The sequence below is a fragment of the uncultured Proteiniphilum sp. genome, assembly GCF_937873925.1.
GTDB lineage: Bacteria > Bacteroidota > Bacteroidia > Bacteroidales > Dysgonomonadaceae > Proteiniphilum.
In genome coordinates this window covers 1-19,604 of the sequence record NZ_CALNAT010000034.1, presented here as the reverse complement: position 1 = coordinate 19,604, position 19,604 = coordinate 1, and the positions used below count along the sequence as shown (strand labels likewise).

Sequence of the window (19,604 nt, the reverse complement as noted above, 5' to 3'; positions counted from 1 at the left end):
ACCGTAAAAACAAAAAACGCAACTTCCGCGCTTTGTGGATACAGCGTATCAATGCCGCCGCCCGCGAATACGGCATGTCTTATTCCCGTTTGATGGGGGCGCTGCACAAAAATGAAATTGAAATCAACCGCAAGGTTCTTGCCGATTTAGCGATGAATCATCCCGAAGCATTCAAGGCTATTGTGGACAAGGTGAAGTAGTCTTACACACTGGGTTGATCCGGAATAGAAAGGGAGAATCTGAAAAGGTTTTTCCTTTTTTTTATGTGTGTCCTGCATGCCTATCACCTTGAAGGTGGAAATTCTATAATTCATCCCAAATCTTAGACAACACCTATCATTAAAAAATAATATTAATTTTGTTGTCATGAAGAAAGGAAAAACTTATAGTGCAGGATGTAAGACGAAGGTTGTTTTAGAAAGCCCTCAAGAAAGAGAAACAGTTCAGGAGACTGGTAGGAAGCATGACCTTCACCCGAGTCAGATCTCAACCAGGAAGAGTTAATTTATATCCAACGCGGAGGTTGTTTTCAAAGGGAGTACCGTCAAATTTGAGGATGACAGGGAGAGGGTTATTGCGCCGGTACAGGCAGCGTACTGGTCTTACGACAAAAGGATATAAGGACACTGTATAATACCGGCATGCGTATTGGCTGGCAACAAGAAAATTATAACTTATTTCTGTTATACAAATGGCTATAGAAGTTACTGTGCAAAAAGCGGCTGAAATATTGGGCTGCTCCCGGCCGTTCGTGGTAAAACTGCTGAAAGAAGGCAAAATTGAACATACACGGGCCGGCAGGCATATAAGGATTAAATCCGAAGATGTTTTAAATTACAAACAACAAATGAAGAAAGAGCAGAAAAAACATCTGGTTGACATCATGAATTTTGACAAAGAGATAGGACTGTATGACCCATAGTGATCGAATTATTGCTGTTTTGGATCCCAGTGCGATTTACCCGGTAATTGTCAGGGATCTGTTTTTTTGGTTTGCCCATTATGACTTGTACACGCCAAAATGGAGCAGGCATGCCTTTGATGAATGGAAAGAGGCAATGCAAAGAAAAGATGTTTCACCCGAAGAAGCAGAGAAAAGAGTCCGTAAAGCTGATCAGGCTTTTCCGGACGCGTTGGTCCAACATTATGAAGGGCTGATGAAGCATTTAAGTCTACCGGACGAGAAAGACCGCCATGTGCTGGCCGCCGCCATTAAAATCCATGCGCATATCATTGTTTCTAATAATATTACCCATTTTCCCAAACCGATCCTGGACACGTTCGGGATAAAAGTAAAGACAGCGGATGACTTTTTGGGGGATATTATCGAATCGGATTCTGAAACAGCTATTCAGGCTTTTACAGACATGGTTTTCCATAAAAATCAATCCCCGTTCGGATAAATTAAGGTAGAGGTATCTTCTGTCCGCAATAGTCGCCGAAAAATTTGATAGAGTAAAAAATCTTTCTAAGGGACAAATACCTGTTTTGTCCGGCTAAGATACGATAAAATTGTTCAGTTAATATTATCTTTGTTCCGGTAGTATAAAAACAAATCCCCGGCCGGATAGATCGGTCGCAGGAATAAAACGTAAATTTAATGGGTAAAAAAGATCTATGGGGAAGGTTGCTTCCCGCTCTTTTGCTTGCGGTTGTCTTTGCCGGTTGCCACAATACGGGTAAAACCTCCTCCGGCGTGGTCACCTATTCGAATCCGCTTCCGGTGGCCTTTGGCGATCCCTTCATCCTCTCCGCTTCCGACGGGAAGTATTATATGTACGGCACAGGGGGCGTAGAAAAAGGATTTGGAGCCTATAGCTCGGATAACCTTGTCGACTGGCATTTCGAAGGACAGGTGTACTCCGGCAACCAGCCCGGTTCGTGGACAGTAAAGAACTATTGGGCGCCCGAAGTGTATGAAATCGACGGACGTTACTATATATTCTTCAGCGCTGACTGGAAAGTAAATCCCACCAATGAACTGGAAAATTTCCGGATTGGGGTAGCAGTGGCCGATCAACCCACAGGCCCGTTCACTGAGATATCCGACAAACCGCTGTTCGATCCGGGGTATCCCATCATCGATGCCAACATCCTGCAACACAACGGTAAGACTTATCTCTATTATTCCCGTTGCTGCTACAAGAACCCTGTTGAGAGTGAAGTGGCCGCATGGGCACGGGCAGAGGATCTCTTTGATGAGATCGAAGAGAGCTGGGTGTATGGCGTAGAGATATCCAACGATTTTACTGCCATTATCGGCGAGCCGGTGCTGCTTCTGCAACCTCCTTCCACCATGGCCGATCCGCAGACGGAGTGGGAGAGCCGTTCGGTGACTTCCGGAGAGGTCAACCGCCGCTGGACGGAAGGGTCGTTTGCCTTTGAGCATAACGGTAAGATATATATGATGTATTCCGCCAACTTTTTCGGAGGAGAGAATTATGCGGTGGGTTATGCTGTTTCCGACCATCCATTGGGGCCGTTTGTCAAGGCTGAAAACAATCCGGTGCTCGAAAAGAATACCGCAAGCGGCGGTGAGGTGACCGGTACCGGACATAATATGGTGGTTTGGCCGAAAGACGGGGAGAAAATGTATTGTGTGTATCACGGTCGTACCCAAAAGACCGGTGATGAGAGAGTGGTCTTTATCGATGAGATGAAGATCGATGAGAACGGAGTACTCACCGTGGACGGCCCGTCCACATCGAATAAAGAACTGTAAAGGCTGTATGAGAACTTATCCGGTGGAGGAAGAGGAGCATATCGAGAAAGTTATCCGCGCATGCCCACTCTGCTATGTGGGGATGGCTGATGAGAACGGAAGACCGTATGTGTTGCCGATGAATTTCGGGTATGAAAAAGGTGTGGTGTATCTGCATTCCGCGCAGGAAGGGTATTCCATATCCATCTTAGAGAAAAATTCCCAAGTCTGTATTACTTTCTGCACCGATCCCGGCCTGGTGTGGCAGGACGAAGAGGTGGCCTGCAGCTACCGGATGCGGGCAGACAGTGTGATCTGTCACGGCAGGGTGGTTTTTGAAGAGGATTATGATGAAAAGGTAAATGCGTTGAATATCATCATGTGTCAATACTCCGACAGGGAGTTCAGCTATTCCGCCCCTGCCGTCAGGAATGTGAAGATATGGAAAGTGGCTCTCGATGAGGTTTCGGCTAAGGAGTTCGGCGTGTCGGCCAGGAACGCGTTCAAGTATAAAGACCGGAGTCAGTTTTAGTCCGTATTTGTCATATATCATCACATCGTTGACAGTTTTAAGTTCCTTGAAAAAGGAAGAATGAATTACTTCACGGAAAGAGAAAAAAGATCACATCACGGGTATGAATGATGGATGACCAGTGACTGATCCAATCCAAATCATACTTTTAAAAAACAAAAATGAGAAAAATTACAATAATTTTCGCGGCGTGGATAATACTGGTTTCTGCTTCCGCGTCTGAGCCGCAGGAGAAAAAGACCGCTAAACCGATAGAGTTGACAAAAGCGACTTTTCTGGAGAAGGTGTTCGATTATGAGAAAAATTCCGAAGAGTGGAGCTATAACGGCGATAAACCGGCTATAGTGGATTTTTATGCCGACTGGTGCGGCCCCTGCAGGATTACATCCCCGATATTGGCGGAACTGGCGGCGGAGTATGGTGAGGAGATCTATATCTACAAGGTCAATGTAGACAAAGAGACTGAGTTGGCCGGTCTGTTCGGCGTACGGAGTATCCCGATGTTCCTGTTTATTCCCATGGACGCAGTGCCGCAGGTGGGAATGGGAGCCTTACCCAAAAAATCATTCCGGGAGGTGATCGATACCTTCCTGCTGAAAAAAGACAATCAAATAAACCTTTGACCCCTCGTTCATGCCGGCCTGACCGAGAGTCTGCGAACTTTTTGTTAAGCCGGATGAGTAAGGGATGAAACCATACACAGAAAAAAAACAGAGATGATCACGAGCCTCCAAAACCCGGCGATAAAGAATATCGTGAAATTGTCGAAGAGCCAGGAAAGGAAGGAACAACAGCTTTTCATAATCGAGGGTGCGCGGGAACTGTCGCTGGCATTGCAAAGCGGTTATCTCCCCCAAGCGGTGTACGTATGCCGTGAGATGTTCGAAAAAACAAAATATCCCGGTTTGCTTGATTTACTTCCGGAGGGGATTGTTTTCAATATCTCACTGCCGGTCTTCGGCAAGATAGCCTACCGGGAGAACTCCGACGGAGTAGTGGCGTTGGCAAAACCGAAACAGCATGGGCTCGGCGACCTGAAACTTTCCGGTAACCCTTTCCTTATACTACTCGAGTCGGTGGAGAAGCCGGGTAATCTGGGCGCTATCCTCCGTACCGCCGATGCCGCCGCGGTGGATGCCGTGATCGTGTGTGACCCTCAGACCGACCTCTATAATCCCAATGTCGTGCGTTCAAGCGTAGGAGGGCTTTTCACCGTGCAAACAGCCGTCTGCTCTTCCGAAGAGGCGTTTGCGTGGCTGCAGGCCCATAAGATCCGTTCGTTTGCGGCGGAACTGCAAGCCGCGGAGTTCTACCAGGACATAGATTTTACCCCTCCTTCGGCTATTGTGATGGGAACTGAGGCGGAGGGTTTATCCGATTTCTGGCTCAAGAATGCCGCAAAGCGAATCAAGATCCCCATGCGTGGGAAAATCGATTCGCTGAATGTGTCGGTATCTACCGCCGTGCTTACATTTGAAGCGATGCGCCAGAGGGGGTTTTAACCGGTTTCCCTTGTATTATGGAGCAATTTTTTGATACACCCTCACATAATCAATCAAGAACCGATGCGGGAAAAGTGAATCATCGATCCCTCTTTGTCCGCCCCAATTTCCGCCGATTGCCAGGTTCAACAAAAGGTGAAATTGTTTGTCGAAAGGCCATTCGGCAAATCCGGTATCTTCATTTTTGAAAGTGAAGTAATGGGTATCGTCAACATACACACGATATTCGTTTTCTTCCCATTCAAGGGCATAGAGATGGAAATCAGCATAGCATGTCGGGACATGAATTTTCGCATTTTTCTCTGTTTGCTGCACATGATTATAGCTTTTAGTGTGGGCCGATCCTACAATGGTATCGGGATCATAACCCACATTTTCCATAATATCGATTTCACCGCTGGCAGGCCACCCTCCATATGCCCAATCGGTGGGAAGCATCCAGATAGCCGGCCAGGTCCCTTTTCCGGTAGGAAGTTTTGCCCGGATTTCAAAACGGCCGTACAGCCAGTCGCCCTTCCCTTTGGTTCTCAGCCGGGCGGAAGTATAGCGCTTGCCGCCTGTACTGTCGATACGGGCCGTGATAGTCAGCAGGCCGTCTCTCACATATGCGTTGGTAGAATCGCCGGCAGTGTAATATTGCGCTTCGTTGTTTCCCCAACCCCAACTATTGCCTTCGGTGTCGTAACCCCATTTCGTTGAATCCGGCAATCCTGTGTACTCGAATTCTTCGTCCCAAACCAACTGCCATGTTCCGGTAGGGGTGGTGATGGTTTGATAATCGGACTGCTTGCTTCCTTTATTGCTACAGGAAATAAAAAAAGACGCCAGAAGAGTGATTAAAAGTAATTTGTTTGTCATAATATAATTGTAAAAAAATTCTTTGCTTCGGGAATTATTTCCAAAACAAGCGATCATCGCTTTAATGTTTACTTTAAGACCCACATAATTTTATTTATTTCGTCATATCCGTCCTATTGACGATCCAGTGCATCTTCCAGATTTTCCCTGATATAATTTGAATCCATTCACCTATTTGCGGATGAATGTTCAAATTCCCAGGTTGTTATGTCATTGCATCCTTACATTTTTACATCAATCTCATACCCCCATGTCTTTCCTTTTTCCATGGCGGGAACACCTTTTGTCATCCAGACAGGAGCCGGCGCCCCTTTCAGGTAATGATCGAAGAACTGCTGCAAACGAATGGAAAGATCTTTCGCGTTACGGCGTTCCCGGAGATTGTGGGCTTCGTTATTGTATTGTAGCATCCAGACGGGCTTTCCCAACCGGCGAAGCGCCATGAAATATTCGATACCCTGGTACCAGGGAACCGCCCCGTCTTTGTCATTGTGCATGATCAGTAAGGGCGTATGGACGTTTTCGGCATAAAAAACGGGAGAATTTTCGATATAGAGATATAACGAATCGTTCATGGTCGCGCCGATACGCGATTGTGTCTGCTCGTACTGGAACTGGCGGCTTCTCCCTGATTCCCAGCGTATCCCCCCGTAAGCGCTGGTCATGTTCGATACCGGAGCGCCGGCGCCGGCTGCTTTGAATAGATCGGTTTTCGTCACCAGATAAGCTACCTGGTATCCGCCCCAGCTTTGTCCCTGTATTGCCATATTCTCTTTGTCCACCCAACTGTTTTTTGCCAGCGCCTCCGCTCCCGCCACTACGGAATTGTAGGCGTCCATCCCCGGATGCCCGACCGTGTAGTGTATATCTGGCGTAAAGACAATATAGCCGCGGCTCACGAAGAAAGGTATATTGATCGTGGAGCGGCTGGGCGCCGGGGAAAAGTAGTTGTACAGGTTATCGGAATGTTGTTCGTAAAAATAGATCATTACCGGATATTTCCTGGCGGGATCGAAATCTTCGGGTTTGTATACAATGCCTTGGTGCGGCACACCGGTAAATGAAGTCCAGGAAAAGAGTTCGGCTGTCCCCCAGTTATAATCGCGCATCTGCGGATTGATATCGGTCAGTTTCTCAGTCGATTGCCAGAGAGTGTGGGTAATGTACAGATCGGGTGAAGTATGGAAATTGCTTTTCTGAAATGCAAACAGATCGTTGTCTTTTGCTTTCGTAACGGATGAAAACGAAAATGCCTCCATTGTCCTTTTCTTCAGCGGGTTGCGTCCTTTTTGCGTGAGGGTGTAATAGCCGGCTTGTTTGGATGTCTGATTAAAAGCCGAAAGCAGAAGTACATCCTTGGGTTCGATAAAGCGTTTTTCCGGATCGGTGTTTATATACCGGAACGTGATGGAGTCATTCCGCCCGGCATGACCGGTAATATTCTCCGGTTTTTTCTTCCCTTTGGGGTCAATCTTCCAGATATCGAAGGCGTCGTTGACAAAGATATACTCGTCATTCTCCCCCCAGGCGGCAATTCCGTATGAGCCGGGATTAGAGGGAACATCGCTCTTTTCGTCCCAGAAATTGACGGGGATATTCCCGGTAATGTTCCTGACGGATGCCCCGTGGTTATCATAGACAAACCATTGCCGTTCGGCGGCATCCCACCAGTACATAAAATTGCCCTGCGGCGAGATTAGAGGCCTGCCCGGCAGGGGAGTGGCGACAGTTTGCCTTTGTCCCGTCCGGAAATCCCATACCCATGCATTGTTTTTGGAAGAGATATCCCATTGGCTTTCGAGTTGGTAAGGTTCGTCGGACCATAGCAGGGCAAAACGGCTGTTCCCTTCGTCGGAGACGGTACAGTAAGGCATCTCTTCGTTGGCGATGGGGATAAACCGGTTTGGCTGGCTGGGAAGGATCATTCCCGTGTAAGTCCGGCGCTGCCTGTTCTTTAGTTCCGATAGTTGTTGAGGCTGGATCAACGGCTCCTGCCAGTGCCAGATGTCGAGCGCTGCCGTTTCAAAATCTACGATGGTGGTATCTTTGGGCGCCTGCTGCGGGGCTGCTCCGAGGATAACCCGTTCGCCGTTCTTGCTGAACCGGGGAGCGGAGAATTCATTAAAAATCCATTTTTCGGGTAGTCCCGAAGCGTTTCTGTCGCCAAGCACGATGGCCGAATCGTTTCCGGACCGGAAATAGCGGACATCGAATATTTTCTGTGCGATTTTCGACGTATCCCTCGTCGCCAGATAGAGGAGTTGTTCGCCGTTTTCGTCAAAGGCGAACGATTTATATTCCGCTTTTTCGTTTGAGATACGCGTTGAAATATTCTTTTTCAGGTCATAGAACAGTACGCCGGGCATATCGGTAGAATCTTTTTTATCGGGTTCGATAAAGGCTACCAATGCGTTCCCGAATTTGCTGAACAGGTACTCTTTTGCGTTCGGAACAGTGTCCTCGTGGTGGGTGGCCATATTTCGGATCACCAGCAATTCTTTCGGTTTGGCCGATTTATTCTTTTGCCCTGTCGTATCGGCTTTCAGCTTTATGGTGTAAGCAATGTGCAAAGCCATCTTTTCCGGGGTTTTGAACGATTTCACACCGGCTATTTTTTCAATGCCGAACGTGTCGTTGCGGATCACAGCCAGTGAGTCTTCCGGCATTTCGTCCGCTTTTTTCTTTTTTATCCGTGCTTCCCGTCTTTCGGCAAAAGGGGCTTTTATCAATCCTACCGTATATTTTCCATCGGGAGAAAGCATGTACCTGTTTACACCTTTCAGTGTCAGCGACCGGTTGGCTTTCAGGTCACGGACAAAAAGAACGCTGTCGCCTTCCTGCGGACTGACAATGGCTCCGGCAAAACGTCCGTCGTCGCTTACAGAAATGTTTTGGAGACTTTTCCAGTCGTCATATACCGAATGGTCAGCGCTTTCTTCTGTGCGAACATAGCCGTACTCAAAAAGATGAAAAAGAGAGGACGGATTGCTTTCAGGAAAGATGTAAATTGCATAATATCTGTTTTTATGCAGCGAAAATACAAGAAAACTTCGTTTTTCACAAATAACAGCAGATTGAAAGGAGAAGATTTGTTCAATCCGGAGGGGGTAAAATCGTTTAAGAGATATTATATTTGCAAATCGGTATTTCTACATTATCTTTTGTCATAAAATTAATACATCGAACGATCATGCCTAAAAAGTTATTGTTACTCTTTTTTGTTACCTCCGTTTTATTTTATAAGCTCCCGGCACAGCAGAGCGATTACGTAAAACCGTCGCTGAGCGATACGGATTCCTGGAGCCTTGTTCTTCTTCCCGATGTGCAGACGTATATAAAATTCGATTACAACCAACCGATTTTAGATCTGATGCTTGCCTGGGTATCGAATAATGTAGAAACATTGAATACAAAGATGGTGCTGTGTACCGGCGATCTGGTGGAACAGAATGATCTGTTCAATCCCGACGGCAGGGTTGCAAACCAGGCGAGTGTATCCCAGTGGGAAGCCGTATCCGCGGCTTTCGGGCGGCTGGATGGACAGCTCCCTTATATCCTTACCATCGGTAACCACGATTATGGTATTCTTAGCGCTGAAAGCAGGGATACCCATTTCGACAAATATTTTCCCCCCAACAAGAACCGGTTGAATCAGAAGATGCTCCGCGACGTGGGGTTGAATGCCGAAGGAAGGCCTACGCTGGCGGACGCCACTTATGAGTTTGTTAGCCCGCACGGAAGAAAATTCCTGGTGCTTGTGCTGGAGTTCGCTCCGCGTGACGAGGCGCTGGAGTGGGCTAGGGGCGTAATTGGAAAAGAGCGGTATAAGGATCATACCGTGATCCTGCTCACGCACTCTTATATGGATAGTAATAATAAACATATCGTGCATGAGGGTTATGAGCTACCCGGCCCGAACTACGGGGAAGCCATATGGCAGAAATTAGTGCAGCCTTCGAAAAATATCCAAATGGTTTTTGCCGGCCATATAGGGAAACCTGACGATCCCAAAGGCCATATCGCTTTCAGGGTGGATGAAAATGCCGGAGGAAAGAAAGTGAGCCAGATGGTGTTCAACGCCCAGGCCCTTGGAGGTGGATGGCATGGGAACGGCGGCGACGGCTGGCTGCGGATCCTCGAATTTTTACCGGACGGAAAAACCGTGAAGGTAAAGACTTTCTCTCCCTTGTTCGCCATATCCCCTACTACGCAGAAATATGCGTGGAGAACCGAACCCCACGACGAATTCACCTTCGAACTGGATTAAATCCGTTTTGGCTGAAATGGAGTATCCTTTAGTCCGCTCTCATTCCTCGGGACAAGAGTTCAGTAATATCACAGGAATGAGTAGGAAATCAAAGAACAAGGTTAAAAATAAAGCCTCGCAACAATTTGCTGTGAGGCTCAAATTACTTTTTTAAAAGCTTAATTTGATGTGATAAATGTTTTAGATGTGAAAAGTGAATAGCATAATATTAATTAAACGACTGCCGAAATTCCAAAGGCGACATTTTGGTTTTCTTTTTAAATAATTTATTGAACGATTGCGGATATTCAAAACCTAACTGATAAGCGATTTCTGAAACAGATAAATTACTTGAAGTCAAATATTCCTTTGCTTTTTCAATCAGTTTATTGTGAATGTGCTGTTGGGTGGTTTGCCCTGTAATACTCCGCAGCATATCACTTAAATAATTTGGCGAAATATTTAGCTGGTTTGAAATGAACTGTACAGTTGGTAAACCATTTTCAGAAATATTTTCGTCATTAAAACAATCATTCAAAAGATTTTCCAAACGGATTAAAATTTCATCGTTGGCAATTTTTCTTGTAATGAACTGACGATTGTAAAAACGATTGCTGTATTGCAAAAGCAACCCAATTTGTGCAATAATTACGTCCTGGCTAAATGGGTCTATATTGCATTGATATTCTCTTTCAATGTTCTTGAAAATATTTTCCATAATTTCTTCTTCCTGTTCGGATAAATGCAATGCTTCACTTACTTCATAAGAAAAGAAACCGTAATTTTTTATGGTCTTTGCCAATGGATAACCTGCCAAAAAATCGGGGTGAAAAAGTAATGTTACGCCCTCTGTCGGGGTTATATCGCCTTGTTTGTGCGATAGTATTTGATTGGGAGAAATAAACGTCATTACTCCCGAATCAAAATCATAATACCGTTGTCCGTATTTTAGTTTTCCTGCATAATTTTTCTTGATTGAAATAGCATAAAAACCAAAAGTGCGGCGTTCGGGCAATGTTGGTTGTGCTTTGAAATTTTCGCTATATCGGAATACGCTAACTAATGGGTGCTTGGGTTTCGGTAAGCCCCAAAATAATTGTTCTTCCTGTATGCTCTTAATATGATATGGTTTGTTTTGCTCTTTCATTGTTACAAATTTAATAAATTTGTTGCGTTCCATTATTTTTAAAGCTCATAAAAGAAATTATTAAAGCCCAAAAGAAGTATGAATGAGACCATACAGGCAACTGCAACAACCAACACAGCCCTAACTGCCTTACTTTTGGTCTGTTGGTCTAACAACGATTTCATTGATGGCAACTCGTCTTGGATTGGTTACAATAAACGCAACTGCTTCTGCAATGTCTTCTGCGTGTAGGCTTTCCACTTTTCCAAACAGGTCATTGAAAACTTTCCAACCCTCTTCATCCCAAAGTTCTGTATCTACTGCACCCGGTTCAACGACCGAAAAACGGACTGATTGTCTTGTGAATTCTTGTCGCCACGCTTCTGTTGCTGCCGTTACACCGAATTTTGTTGCATTGTAAACAGCAACCTGTGCTGTTGCAAAACGTCCTGCAACGGATGAAATATTTACCACGTCCACAACCTTGCGTGGGCTTGTTGCAACTGCTTCAATAAGGTGTGGCAATGCCGCTCTTGTGATGTACAATAAACCACTCAAATTGACGGTAATCATTTGTTCCAATTCTTCAAGTGTGCGTTCAAGCGTAGCACCGTTATTCATAACGCCTGCCGCATTTACAAGCGTGTCAAGTCTGCCAAACTTTGCAATCGTTTTTGCAATGGCTTCATTGGCTTTATCTACCTTTGTAAGGTCTGCTTCAATGGGAAATGCTTCCCCGCCTGCATTTTTGATCTGTTGTTCCAATTCTTTAAGCCGTTCAATTCTTCGTGCTACAAGAACCACTTTTGCACCTGCCGAAGCAAGGCGAATTGCAGTGGCTTTTCCGATACCACTTGAAGCACCTGTAACAAGTGCAACCGTGTTGTTTAATTTTTCTGCCATAATTCATTTATTTTTTCAGAGCAAAAGTAGAAAATGCGGACTGAAATGAATTATCCAAATCTCGGAAATGAGTGTCCAATTGTAATCCAACGCACGGTCAAAATCGCAATTATCAGCCAAGCGGTAAATTTGACTTTCTATTGTTGAATGTCCACCGGATAATGGAAGATAAGTTTGTCAGGTTTTCAAAGAGGCCAATAGGATTGTAAAAATAAAACCTGAATGAGTGTGTCGTACAAGTATTTGCCTCTTTTTTGGTTGACTATAATGTTAAAATACGGAAAATGGTTGCATCTTATTTTAAAAATATATTTCTTTGCGTACAGAATTTACAAGAAATGAACAATTTGCTTTTAAACGGATATTGGTGGCGCTGCTTACAACTCAAAAAGTCGTAAGGAAGAGCATCGTGCGTTTATAGTACATCAAAAATATATAAAAGCCTGTCGCAATCCTGCGACGGGCTTTTTTCATAATTAAACAGTTTGAACTATGCAAGATTTTACCATAGACGAGAAAGGGTATTACGGGGAGTTCGGCGGGGCGTATATTCCCGAGATCCTGCACAAATGCGTGACCGATTTGAAAGAGTCGTACCTCCGCATTATGGAAAGCGAACGTTTCCGGCGGAATTTTGAACAACTGCTCCGCGATTATGTGGGGCGTCCTTCGCCGTTGTACCATTCGAAACAGCTTTCCGAACGATATAGCTGCAAGGTATACCTGAAGCGCGAAGACCTGAACCATACAGGAGCGCATAAGATCAACAACACCATCGGGCAGATACTGATTGCCCGTGAGATGGGTAAAACGCGTATTATCGCCGAGACGGGCGCCGGACAACATGGTGTGGCTACCGCTACCGTCTGCGCACTGATGCAGATGCCCTGTACCGTTTACATGGGAAAGACCGATGTGGAGCGCCAGCAGGTGAATGTGAAGAAGATGGAGATGTTAGGGGCGACAGTCGTGCCGGTCATTTCGGGCAATATGACGCTAAAGGATGCCACTAATGAGGCGATACGCGACTGGTGTACCCATCCGGGCGATACCCATTATATCATCGGTTCTACGATAGGACCGCATCCCTATCCCGATATGGTGGCCCGGCTGCAGTCGGTCATCAGCCGCGAGATAAAGGAGCAGCTGGCCAGAGAAGAGGGACGCGACTATCCGGATTATCTCTTTGCCTGTGTCGGTGGGGGAAGCAACGCAGCCGGGACTATCTACCATTATCTCGATGACGAGAGGGTGCGTATCGTGCTGGCGGAAGCAGGCGGAAAAGGCGTGGAGAGCGGCGAGTCGGCAGCGACCATTCATCTGGGCAGCACCGGTGTGCTGCATGGTTGCAGGACGCTCCTGATGCAGACCGAAGACGGGCAGATCACTGAACCCTATTCTATCTCTGCCGGACTGGACTATCCCGGTATTGGACCTATCCATGCCCATCTCGCATCCACAGGGCGTGCGCAGGTGTTGGCCGTCAATGACGATGAGGCACTTCTGGCTGCTTTTGAGCTTACCCGGAACGAAGGGATCATTCCCGCCTTAGAATCTGCCCACGCTCTGGCTGCACTTGGTAAGGTTACCTTCTCTCCCGGCGATGTCGTGGTATTGACACTCTCGGGAAGGGGTGAAAAGGATCTGGAGACCTATTTTAAGTATGCCGGTCAGTTTTAATATACCAATGTGCCAATGTGATAATTTGCCAATAAATAATCATCCCCTCAATAAATTGTTCAATCAGCAAATCAATATATTGTATGAAACTGAAATTCCAAACCAATAGTAAAAAAATAATGGGCGACCTGCATACGCCGGTCAGTATCTACCTGAAAGTAAGGGACGCCTATCCCCAATCGGCCCTTCTGGAAAGTTCCGATTTTCACGCCAATGAGAACAGCGTCTCCTATATCGCGCTGAAGCCTGTTGCACGGGTGGAGGTGAACAGAGGGGTGTGCACATTTCTTTCCCCGGGGGACCAAGAGGAGCAAAGGCCGCTGTCGGATAATTTTACCATCTCCGACGCGCTGGGCAGCTTTATTGACCGCTTTGAGGTGACGGGTGACGAAAAAGAACAGTGCGGGTTGTTCGGCTATACCACCTTCAACTGTGTGAAATATACCGAGAATATCGCTATCCGCGAAAGCAAAGAAGCACGGAATGATGCTCCCGATATGCTCTATATCCTCTACAAGTATCTGCTGGTATTCAATCATTTTACCGATGAGATCACCCTTCTAGAACTACTGGAAGAGAATGAGATAAGCAGCCTCTATAAAGTGGAGTCGCTGATCAATCAACGCAATTTTGCCACCTATAACTTCTTCACCGAGGGAGCGGAGCGGAGCACTATTACCGATGAGGAGTACAGACAGTATGTGCGCAGCGGAGTGGAGCATTGCCTGCGTGGCGATATCTTCCAGATCGTACTTTCTAGAAGGTTCATACAGTCTTTTTCGGGCGACGACTTCAAGGTCTATAGGGCGCTGCGTTCCATCAATCCTTCGCCCTATCTCTTCTACTTCGATTTCGGCGGATTCCGTATCTTCGGTTCATCCCCCGAGACGCACTGCAAGATCCGCGGGTCGCACATCAGTATCGATCCGATTGCAGGAACCACGAAACGGACCGGTAATTACCAGGAAGATATGAAATCGGTGGATTTCCTGTTGAACGATCCCAAGGAAAATGCCGAACATGTGATGCTGGTGGACCTGGCACGCAACGATCTGAGCAGGAATGCCCACGATGTGGAGGTCGATTTTTTCAAAGAGCCTCAGTTCTATTCGCACGTGATACACTTAGTGTCGCGTGTGAGCGGTCAGCTCAATGAGGATGCCGATCCTATCAAAGCCTTTTTTGATACTTTTCCGGCCGGGACACTGTCGGGAGCGCCCAAGGTGCGCGCCATGCAGCTTATTTCCGAGATTGAGTCGCATAACCGGGGTGCCTATGGCGGATGCATCGGTTTTGTCGGACTGAACGGCGGTCTGAACCAGGCCATCACCATCCGTACTTTTGTAAGCAGAAACAACGAGTTATGGTATCAGGCCGGGGCGGGTGTCGTTTCGCAAAGCAACGATGAATATGAGTTGCGCGAGGTAAACAGTAAGCTGGGGGCACTGAAAAAAGCCATTGATATGGCGGTCACACTCTATAACGCCTAATTTTTTTGCAATGAGTAAGATACTTATTATAGACAACTACGATTCGTTCACCTACAACCTGTTGCATGCGGTAAAGTCGTTAGGCTGCAACGAGGTGGATGTGATCCGTAACGACAAGATAGATCTTGCGTCCGTAGCGCAGTATGACAGGATCATCCTCTCCCCCGGCCCCGGTATCCCCGAAGAGGCGGGCTTGTTGCTGCCGCTGATTGAACAATATGCCGAAACGAAGAGCATATTGGGTGTATGTCTCGGACATCAGGCAATCGGAGTAGTTTTCGGCGCTACGCTGGAGAATATCCCGTTTGTCTTCCATGGTGTACAGACCACGGCGAAGATTACCGGAAGCGATTATCTTTTTACGGGTTTGCCGGAAGAGATCCTCGTAGGACGCTACCACTCCTGGATCGTATCGGGAGAGAACTTTCCTCAGGAACTGGAGATTACCGCACGGGATGAGGCCGGCAGTATCATGGCGATGAAGCATAAGAGGCTCGACCTGCATGGCGTGCAGTTTCATCCCGAATCGATACTCACCCCCGAAGGAATCCATATTATCCGGAATTTTATTACGGAACCGGTTTGTTGATGTGTTAAGGTGGTTAAGTGGGAAGGGGGGCAGGTTGATTTGATGATTTAACGATAAATTAATCTCCTAATCGGTTAATCAGTAAATCTGCAAATCAACCTCCCAAATCCCAAATCCCAAATCCCAAATCAAACATCCCAAATCTTGTATCTTTATTCTTTACTCTTTATTCTGAAAAAATGAAAGAAATACTGTATAAACTGTTCGACTATCACTACCTCTCACGCGATGAAGCCAAACAGGTGCTTTTTTCCATTATAGACGGAGAAGTGGCCGATACGCAGATCGCTTCGCTTATCACCTCTTTCCTGATGCGGAGTATCTCGGTGGATGAGATCATGGGTTTCCGTGATGCACTACTCGATATGCGGGTGGGAGTAGATCTGTCCGCTTACCGCCCGCTCGACATCGTAGGAACGGGAGGAGACGGTAAGAATACTTTCAACATCTCTACCACAGCTTGTTTCGTGGTAGCCGGCGCAGGTTACAACGTGGTGAAACACGGTAATTACGGAGCCACTTCTATCAGCGGCGCCAGTAATGTGATTGAGCAGCAGGGGGTGAAGTTCACTACTGACAGTGACAGGCTGCGAAAAAGCCTCAATGATTGTCATATGGCTTACCTGCATGCCCCGCTGTTCAGTCCCGCTCTAAAAGCGGTTGCACCGGTAAGGAAAAGCCTGGGGGTCCGTACCTTCTTCAATGTGCTGGGACCATTGGTCAATCCCGTACAGCCCGAATTCCAGATGCTGGGGGTGTATAACCTGGCTATGTCCAGGTTATACGGTTATATCTATCAGGAGGAGAAGAAGAAATTCTGTATCGTGCACAGCATGGACGGTTACGATGAGATCTCCCTTACAAGCCAGTTCAAGGTGGTCACCAATAAGGGAGAGCAACTTTATATCCCTGAAGAATTGGGCTATCAGCGGGTTGCCCAGGAGGAACTGTATGGAGGTAATACGCTTGAAGAGGCTTCGCAAATCTTCCGGGATGTGCTGCATACCCGCGCGACCCGTGCGCAGATGAACGCGGTGTTGATCAATGCCGCTTTTGGTATTCAGACGATTGAGCAGGAAAAACCGATCGGTGAGTGCCTTGAGATTGCCAAAGATTCGTTGTACGGCAAAAAAGCGTTGAGAATATTGGAGAAGTTTATTGAGTTGAATAGTTGAAATCAATGTGAGGATTTAACGATTTAATGATTTGTTGATTGAAAATTGGAACGGAGAAGTGAGAAATTGGAACTCAGAAATTGGAACGGAGAACTCAGAATGTTGATTTAACTATTGGCACATTCACACATTAAAAAATATATGAAAGATATATTAAGCGAGATCATCGCTCACAAAAAGAAAGAGGTTGCAGAACAAAAGGAGCGGCTGCCTCTATCCGTGCTGGGAAATAGGCTTGCGGTAGCCCACATTCCTTTTTACTCATTGAAAGGGGCTTTGGAGAATTCAAAGTCAGGCATTATCGCCGAATTCAAACGGCGTTCGCCGAGTAAGGGTTGGTTGTATCAAACCGCCGATGTGAACCGAGTGACAAAGGCGTACGCGTCGGCAGGCGCTGCGGCGCTGTCGGTATTGACGGATGAGAAATATTTTGGCGGAACGGTGGACGACCTGCAACAGGCAACTGGGAGAGTGGAGATACCGGTGATGCGGAAGGAATTTATTGTGGATGAATATCAACTGTACGAAGCCAAACTCTTCGGAGCAAGTGCAGCGCTCCTGATTGCCGCGGCCATTACACAGGAAGAGTGTAAACGATTTACTGAACTGGCGCATCAGTTGGGGCTGGAGGTGTTACTCGAACTACATGATGAGCAGGAGATCGATCATATCGGCCCGCTCAACACCCTTGTCGGTATCAACAACCGTAACCTGGGAAGTTTTGTGACCGATCTGCGGAAGTCGTTCAGAATGGCTGCCCTTCTTCCGGAAGAGGCGGTATGGATCTCGGAAAGCGGCATATCGGATGCCCGGATTGTGAAGGAACTGCGGGAGGCAGGCTACCAGGGGTTCCTGATCGGGGAACATTTTATGAAGAGCGGTAATCCCGGACAAAGCCTGAAGGAATTTATCGGTCAGATTATGCCGTAGACATTCGGTGGTAGCTTGGGAATAACCCAGTCGGAGGGAATGAATAATGCGAAGCGAATCACAGTGTGAAGTGTTATCACTCACGCGAATGCAGTGAACGAGTAATGGGGTAAACCGGATAGCAACTAATTGAAAATATGATTATTAAGGTATGCGGCATGCGCGAAGAGGCGAACGTGCGCGAGGTGGAACAACTGGGAGCGGACTGGATGGGATTTATCTTCTATCCGAAGTCGCCCCGTTATGTGGGGGAGATGTTGCCTTACATACCGGAGAGTGTGAAAAGAGTGGGTGTCTTTGTGAATGAAGATACCGACCGGCTTCTAGCACTGGCTGAAAAAAACAGATTGGAGATCCTTCAGTTGCATGGTGAGGAGTCTCCCGACGATTGCAAGGCGTTACAAAAAAAAGGTTTTATTGTGATCAAGGCATTCGGAATCGCTACGGAAAAGCCTTTCCCTTCGGAACTGGCGGGACGTTATGAAGGGTATTGCGACTATTTTCTTTTCGATACACGCACAGCGCTGTATGGAGGTTCAGGCACGAAGTTCGGATGGGAAATGCTTTCGGATTACCGGGGCGGAACGCCTTTCCTGTTGAGCGGCGGTATTTCTCCGGAAGATGCGGCAGCTGTAAAAGCTTTTTTACATCCACAATGTATCGGTATCGACCTGAATAGCGGTTTTGAGATCTCGCCCGCCCTCAAGAACGTACAATCATTACAGATGTTTATAGGACTTTTTCGATAAGTGATATACAGAAGACGAATTTATTCGCATTATGTTATCACTGGAAAAAGTCTGATGAGATCGAACATTTTCGTTAAGCATACGGGCAGAAGACAAATAGTAAAATAAATTCAAATAGAAAATCGGATAATGAACAGAATAGATCGATTGTTTAAAGAAAAAAAGAGCGGTATCCTGTCGGTTTACTTTACTGCCGGATATCCTCAGCCCGATGATACCGTCACGGTGATCAAAGCACTCGAAAAGCGGGGTGTGGATTTGATAGAGATAGGCGTACCGTTCAGCGATCCCATGGCCGACGGACCGGTGATCCAGGCGTCCGGCACTCAGGCACTAAACAATGGGATGAGTGTGAAATATCTTTTCCGGCAACTGGCCGGTATTCGTGAAGAGGTATCTATCCCGCTTGTGCTGATGGGCTATCTGAACCCGATCATGCAGTTCGGGTTTGATAACTATTGCGCGCAAGCAGTGAAGTGCGGCATCGACGGGTTGATCATCCCCGACCTGCCGTTTGCCGAATATATGGATTCTTATAAACCGGTAGCTGAAAAATACGGGTTGTATATCATCATGCTTATTACTCCTGAGACCTCGGAAGAACGTATCAGGCTGATCGACGAACATACTTCCGGCTTTATCTATATGGTCTCGACCGCATCGGTGACCGGCGCCAAAAGCAGTTTCAGCGATGATAACCTGGCCTATTTCCGCCGGGTGAACGCGATGCCGCTGAAGAATCCCCGCCTGATCGGATTCGGTATTTCCAATAAGGAAACGTTTGACGCAGCCTGCCGTGAAGCCTCGGGAGCGATCATCGGCAGCAAGTTTATCTCATTGCTGGCTAGTGAAAAGACGATCGACGAAGCAGTAGAAAAATTAGTGGAAATAAATAAAAATTCATTTTTTCAATGACGATGGAGCAAAATTGTTTAGTGGATATTACCTTTGTAGGCCATTTGTTCCGATAAGTAGGGGCAGGTGGATTTTTAAATGCTTTTCCAATCCCATATCGGTGAACTGGCCTCACTGCTGACGGCTGTCTGCTGGACGTTGAGCGCCATCTTTTTCGAGAAGGCCGGCCGCCGCGTAGGCTCTTTGCCGGTGAACGTCCTTCGTCTAT

At 46.8% G+C, this 19,604-nt stretch carries 20 protein-coding genes; 16 read left to right on the top strand and 4 right to left on the bottom strand.

Annotation, left to right across the window (positions count from 1 at the left end; translation table 11 throughout):
- The 7 genes from rplT to Q0502_RS02350 form a co-directional block, all read left to right on the top strand.
- On the top strand, window positions 1-200 hold a 200-nt coding region (gene rplT, locus Q0502_RS02380; RefSeq protein WP_298646682.1), incomplete at its 5' end, for a 50S ribosomal protein L20.
- A 491-nt stretch (window positions 201-691) separates the two neighbouring features.
- Window positions 692-922 (top strand): helix-turn-helix domain-containing protein, encoded by a 231-nt coding sequence (locus Q0502_RS02375; protein WP_298646679.1) that lies wholly within the window; start codon window positions 692-694, stop codon window positions 920-922.
- The gene (locus Q0502_RS02370) at window positions 912-1,403 is read left to right on the top strand and encodes a PIN domain-containing protein (RefSeq protein ID WP_298646677.1); all 492 of its coding nucleotides are present in this window, start codon (window positions 912-914) and stop codon (window positions 1,401-1,403) included. The genes Q0502_RS02375 and Q0502_RS02370 overlap by 11 nt, the downstream gene beginning before the upstream one ends.
- A 197-nt stretch (window positions 1,404-1,600) precedes the next feature.
- The gene (locus Q0502_RS02365) at window positions 1,601-2,722 is read left to right on the top strand and encodes a glycoside hydrolase family 43 protein (RefSeq protein ID WP_298646675.1); all 1,122 of its coding nucleotides are present in this window, start codon (window positions 1,601-1,603) and stop codon (window positions 2,720-2,722) included.
- Between the two features lie 7 nt (window positions 2,723-2,729).
- Window positions 2,730-3,233 carry a pyridoxamine 5'-phosphate oxidase family protein gene (locus Q0502_RS02360; protein WP_298646672.1) on the top strand — a complete coding sequence of 168 codons (504 nt, stop codon included), beginning with the start codon at window positions 2,730-2,732 and terminating at the stop codon, window positions 3,231-3,233.
- A gap of 161 nt (window positions 3,234-3,394) precedes the next feature.
- Window positions 3,395-3,856: a thioredoxin gene (gene trxA, locus Q0502_RS02355; RefSeq protein ID WP_298646670.1), complete on the top strand. Its 462-nt coding sequence runs from the start codon at window positions 3,395-3,397 to the stop codon at window positions 3,854-3,856.
- A gap of 93 nt (window positions 3,857-3,949) precedes the next feature.
- The gene (locus tag Q0502_RS02350; protein WP_298646667.1) at window positions 3,950-4,735 is read left to right on the top strand and encodes an RNA methyltransferase; all 786 of its coding nucleotides are present in this window, start codon (window positions 3,950-3,952) and stop codon (window positions 4,733-4,735) included.
- Window positions 4,736-4,750: 15 nt separating this feature from the next.
- Here Q0502_RS02350 and Q0502_RS02345 read toward each other — a convergent pair whose 3' ends face one another.
- Together Q0502_RS02345 and Q0502_RS02340 are read right to left on the bottom strand one after the other, a co-directional pair.
- Entirely contained in the window at window positions 4,751-5,593 is an 843-nt protein-coding gene (locus Q0502_RS02345; RefSeq protein WP_298646664.1) for a glycoside hydrolase family 16 protein, read from the bottom strand.
- 221 nt (window positions 5,594-5,814) lie between these two features.
- Entirely contained in the window at window positions 5,815-8,355 is a 2,541-nt protein-coding gene (locus tag Q0502_RS02340) for a prolyl oligopeptidase family serine peptidase (RefSeq protein ID WP_298646662.1), read from the bottom strand.
- On the opposite strand from Q0502_RS02340, the gene Q0502_RS02335 reads away from it, so the two are divergent.
- Window positions 8,354-8,545 (top strand): hypothetical protein, encoded by a 192-nt coding sequence (locus Q0502_RS02335; protein WP_298646659.1) that lies wholly within the window; start codon window positions 8,354-8,356, stop codon window positions 8,543-8,545. The two genes, Q0502_RS02340 and Q0502_RS02335, sit on opposite strands and share 2 nt — an antisense overlap.
- A 238-nt stretch (window positions 8,546-8,783) precedes the next feature.
- A complete protein-coding gene (locus Q0502_RS02330; RefSeq protein ID WP_298646657.1) occupies window positions 8,784-9,860 on the top strand; it encodes a metallophosphoesterase in 1,077 nt (358 codons plus the stop codon).
- Window positions 9,861-10,068: 208 nt separating this feature from the next.
- Here the strand turns inward: Q0502_RS02330 and Q0502_RS02325 are convergent, their stop codons facing one another.
- Window positions 10,069-11,019 carry a helix-turn-helix transcriptional regulator gene (locus Q0502_RS02325; RefSeq protein WP_298646655.1) on the bottom strand — a complete coding sequence of 317 codons (951 nt, stop codon included), beginning with the start codon at window positions 11,017-11,019 and terminating at the stop codon, window positions 10,069-10,071.
- Between the two features lie 96 nt (window positions 11,020-11,115).
- The gene (locus Q0502_RS02320; RefSeq protein WP_298646653.1) at window positions 11,116-11,868 is read right to left on the bottom strand and encodes an SDR family NAD(P)-dependent oxidoreductase; all 753 of its coding nucleotides are present in this window, start codon (window positions 11,866-11,868) and stop codon (window positions 11,116-11,118) included.
- Between the two features lie 492 nt (window positions 11,869-12,360).
- Between Q0502_RS02320 and trpB the strand changes: the two genes are divergently transcribed.
- The 7 genes from trpB (at window position 12,361) to trpA (ending at window position 19,396) form a co-directional block, all read left to right on the top strand.
- Window positions 12,361-13,548, top strand: coding sequence for a tryptophan synthase subunit beta (gene trpB / locus Q0502_RS02315; RefSeq protein ID WP_298646650.1), 1,188 nt, complete (start codon window positions 12,361-12,363; stop codon window positions 13,546-13,548).
- A gap of 83 nt (window positions 13,549-13,631) precedes the next feature.
- Window positions 13,632-15,038 carry an anthranilate synthase component I family protein gene (locus Q0502_RS02310; protein ID WP_298646648.1) on the top strand — a complete coding sequence of 469 codons (1,407 nt, stop codon included), beginning with the start codon at window positions 13,632-13,634 and terminating at the stop codon, window positions 15,036-15,038.
- A gap of 10 nt (window positions 15,039-15,048) precedes the next feature.
- Entirely contained in the window at window positions 15,049-15,627 is a 579-nt protein-coding gene (locus Q0502_RS02305) for an aminodeoxychorismate/anthranilate synthase component II (protein WP_298646645.1), read from the top strand.
- A gap of 179 nt (window positions 15,628-15,806) precedes the next feature.
- Window positions 15,807-16,802 carry an anthranilate phosphoribosyltransferase gene (gene trpD / locus Q0502_RS02300; RefSeq protein WP_298646643.1) on the top strand — a complete coding sequence of 332 codons (996 nt, stop codon included), beginning with the start codon at window positions 15,807-15,809 and terminating at the stop codon, window positions 16,800-16,802.
- A gap of 141 nt (window positions 16,803-16,943) precedes the next feature.
- Entirely contained in the window at window positions 16,944-17,732 is a 789-nt protein-coding gene (gene trpC / locus Q0502_RS02295; protein ID WP_298646640.1) for an indole-3-glycerol phosphate synthase TrpC, read from the top strand.
- 137 nt (window positions 17,733-17,869) lie between these two features.
- Window positions 17,870-18,481: a phosphoribosylanthranilate isomerase gene (locus tag Q0502_RS02290; protein ID WP_298646637.1), complete on the top strand. Its 612-nt coding sequence runs from the start codon at window positions 17,870-17,872 to the stop codon at window positions 18,479-18,481.
- Window positions 18,482-18,610: 129 nt separating this feature from the next.
- A complete protein-coding gene (trpA, locus tag Q0502_RS02285) occupies window positions 18,611-19,396 on the top strand; it encodes a tryptophan synthase subunit alpha (protein ID WP_298646634.1) in 786 nt (261 codons plus the stop codon).
- The last annotated feature ends 208 nt before the right edge of the window (window positions 19,397-19,604 follow it).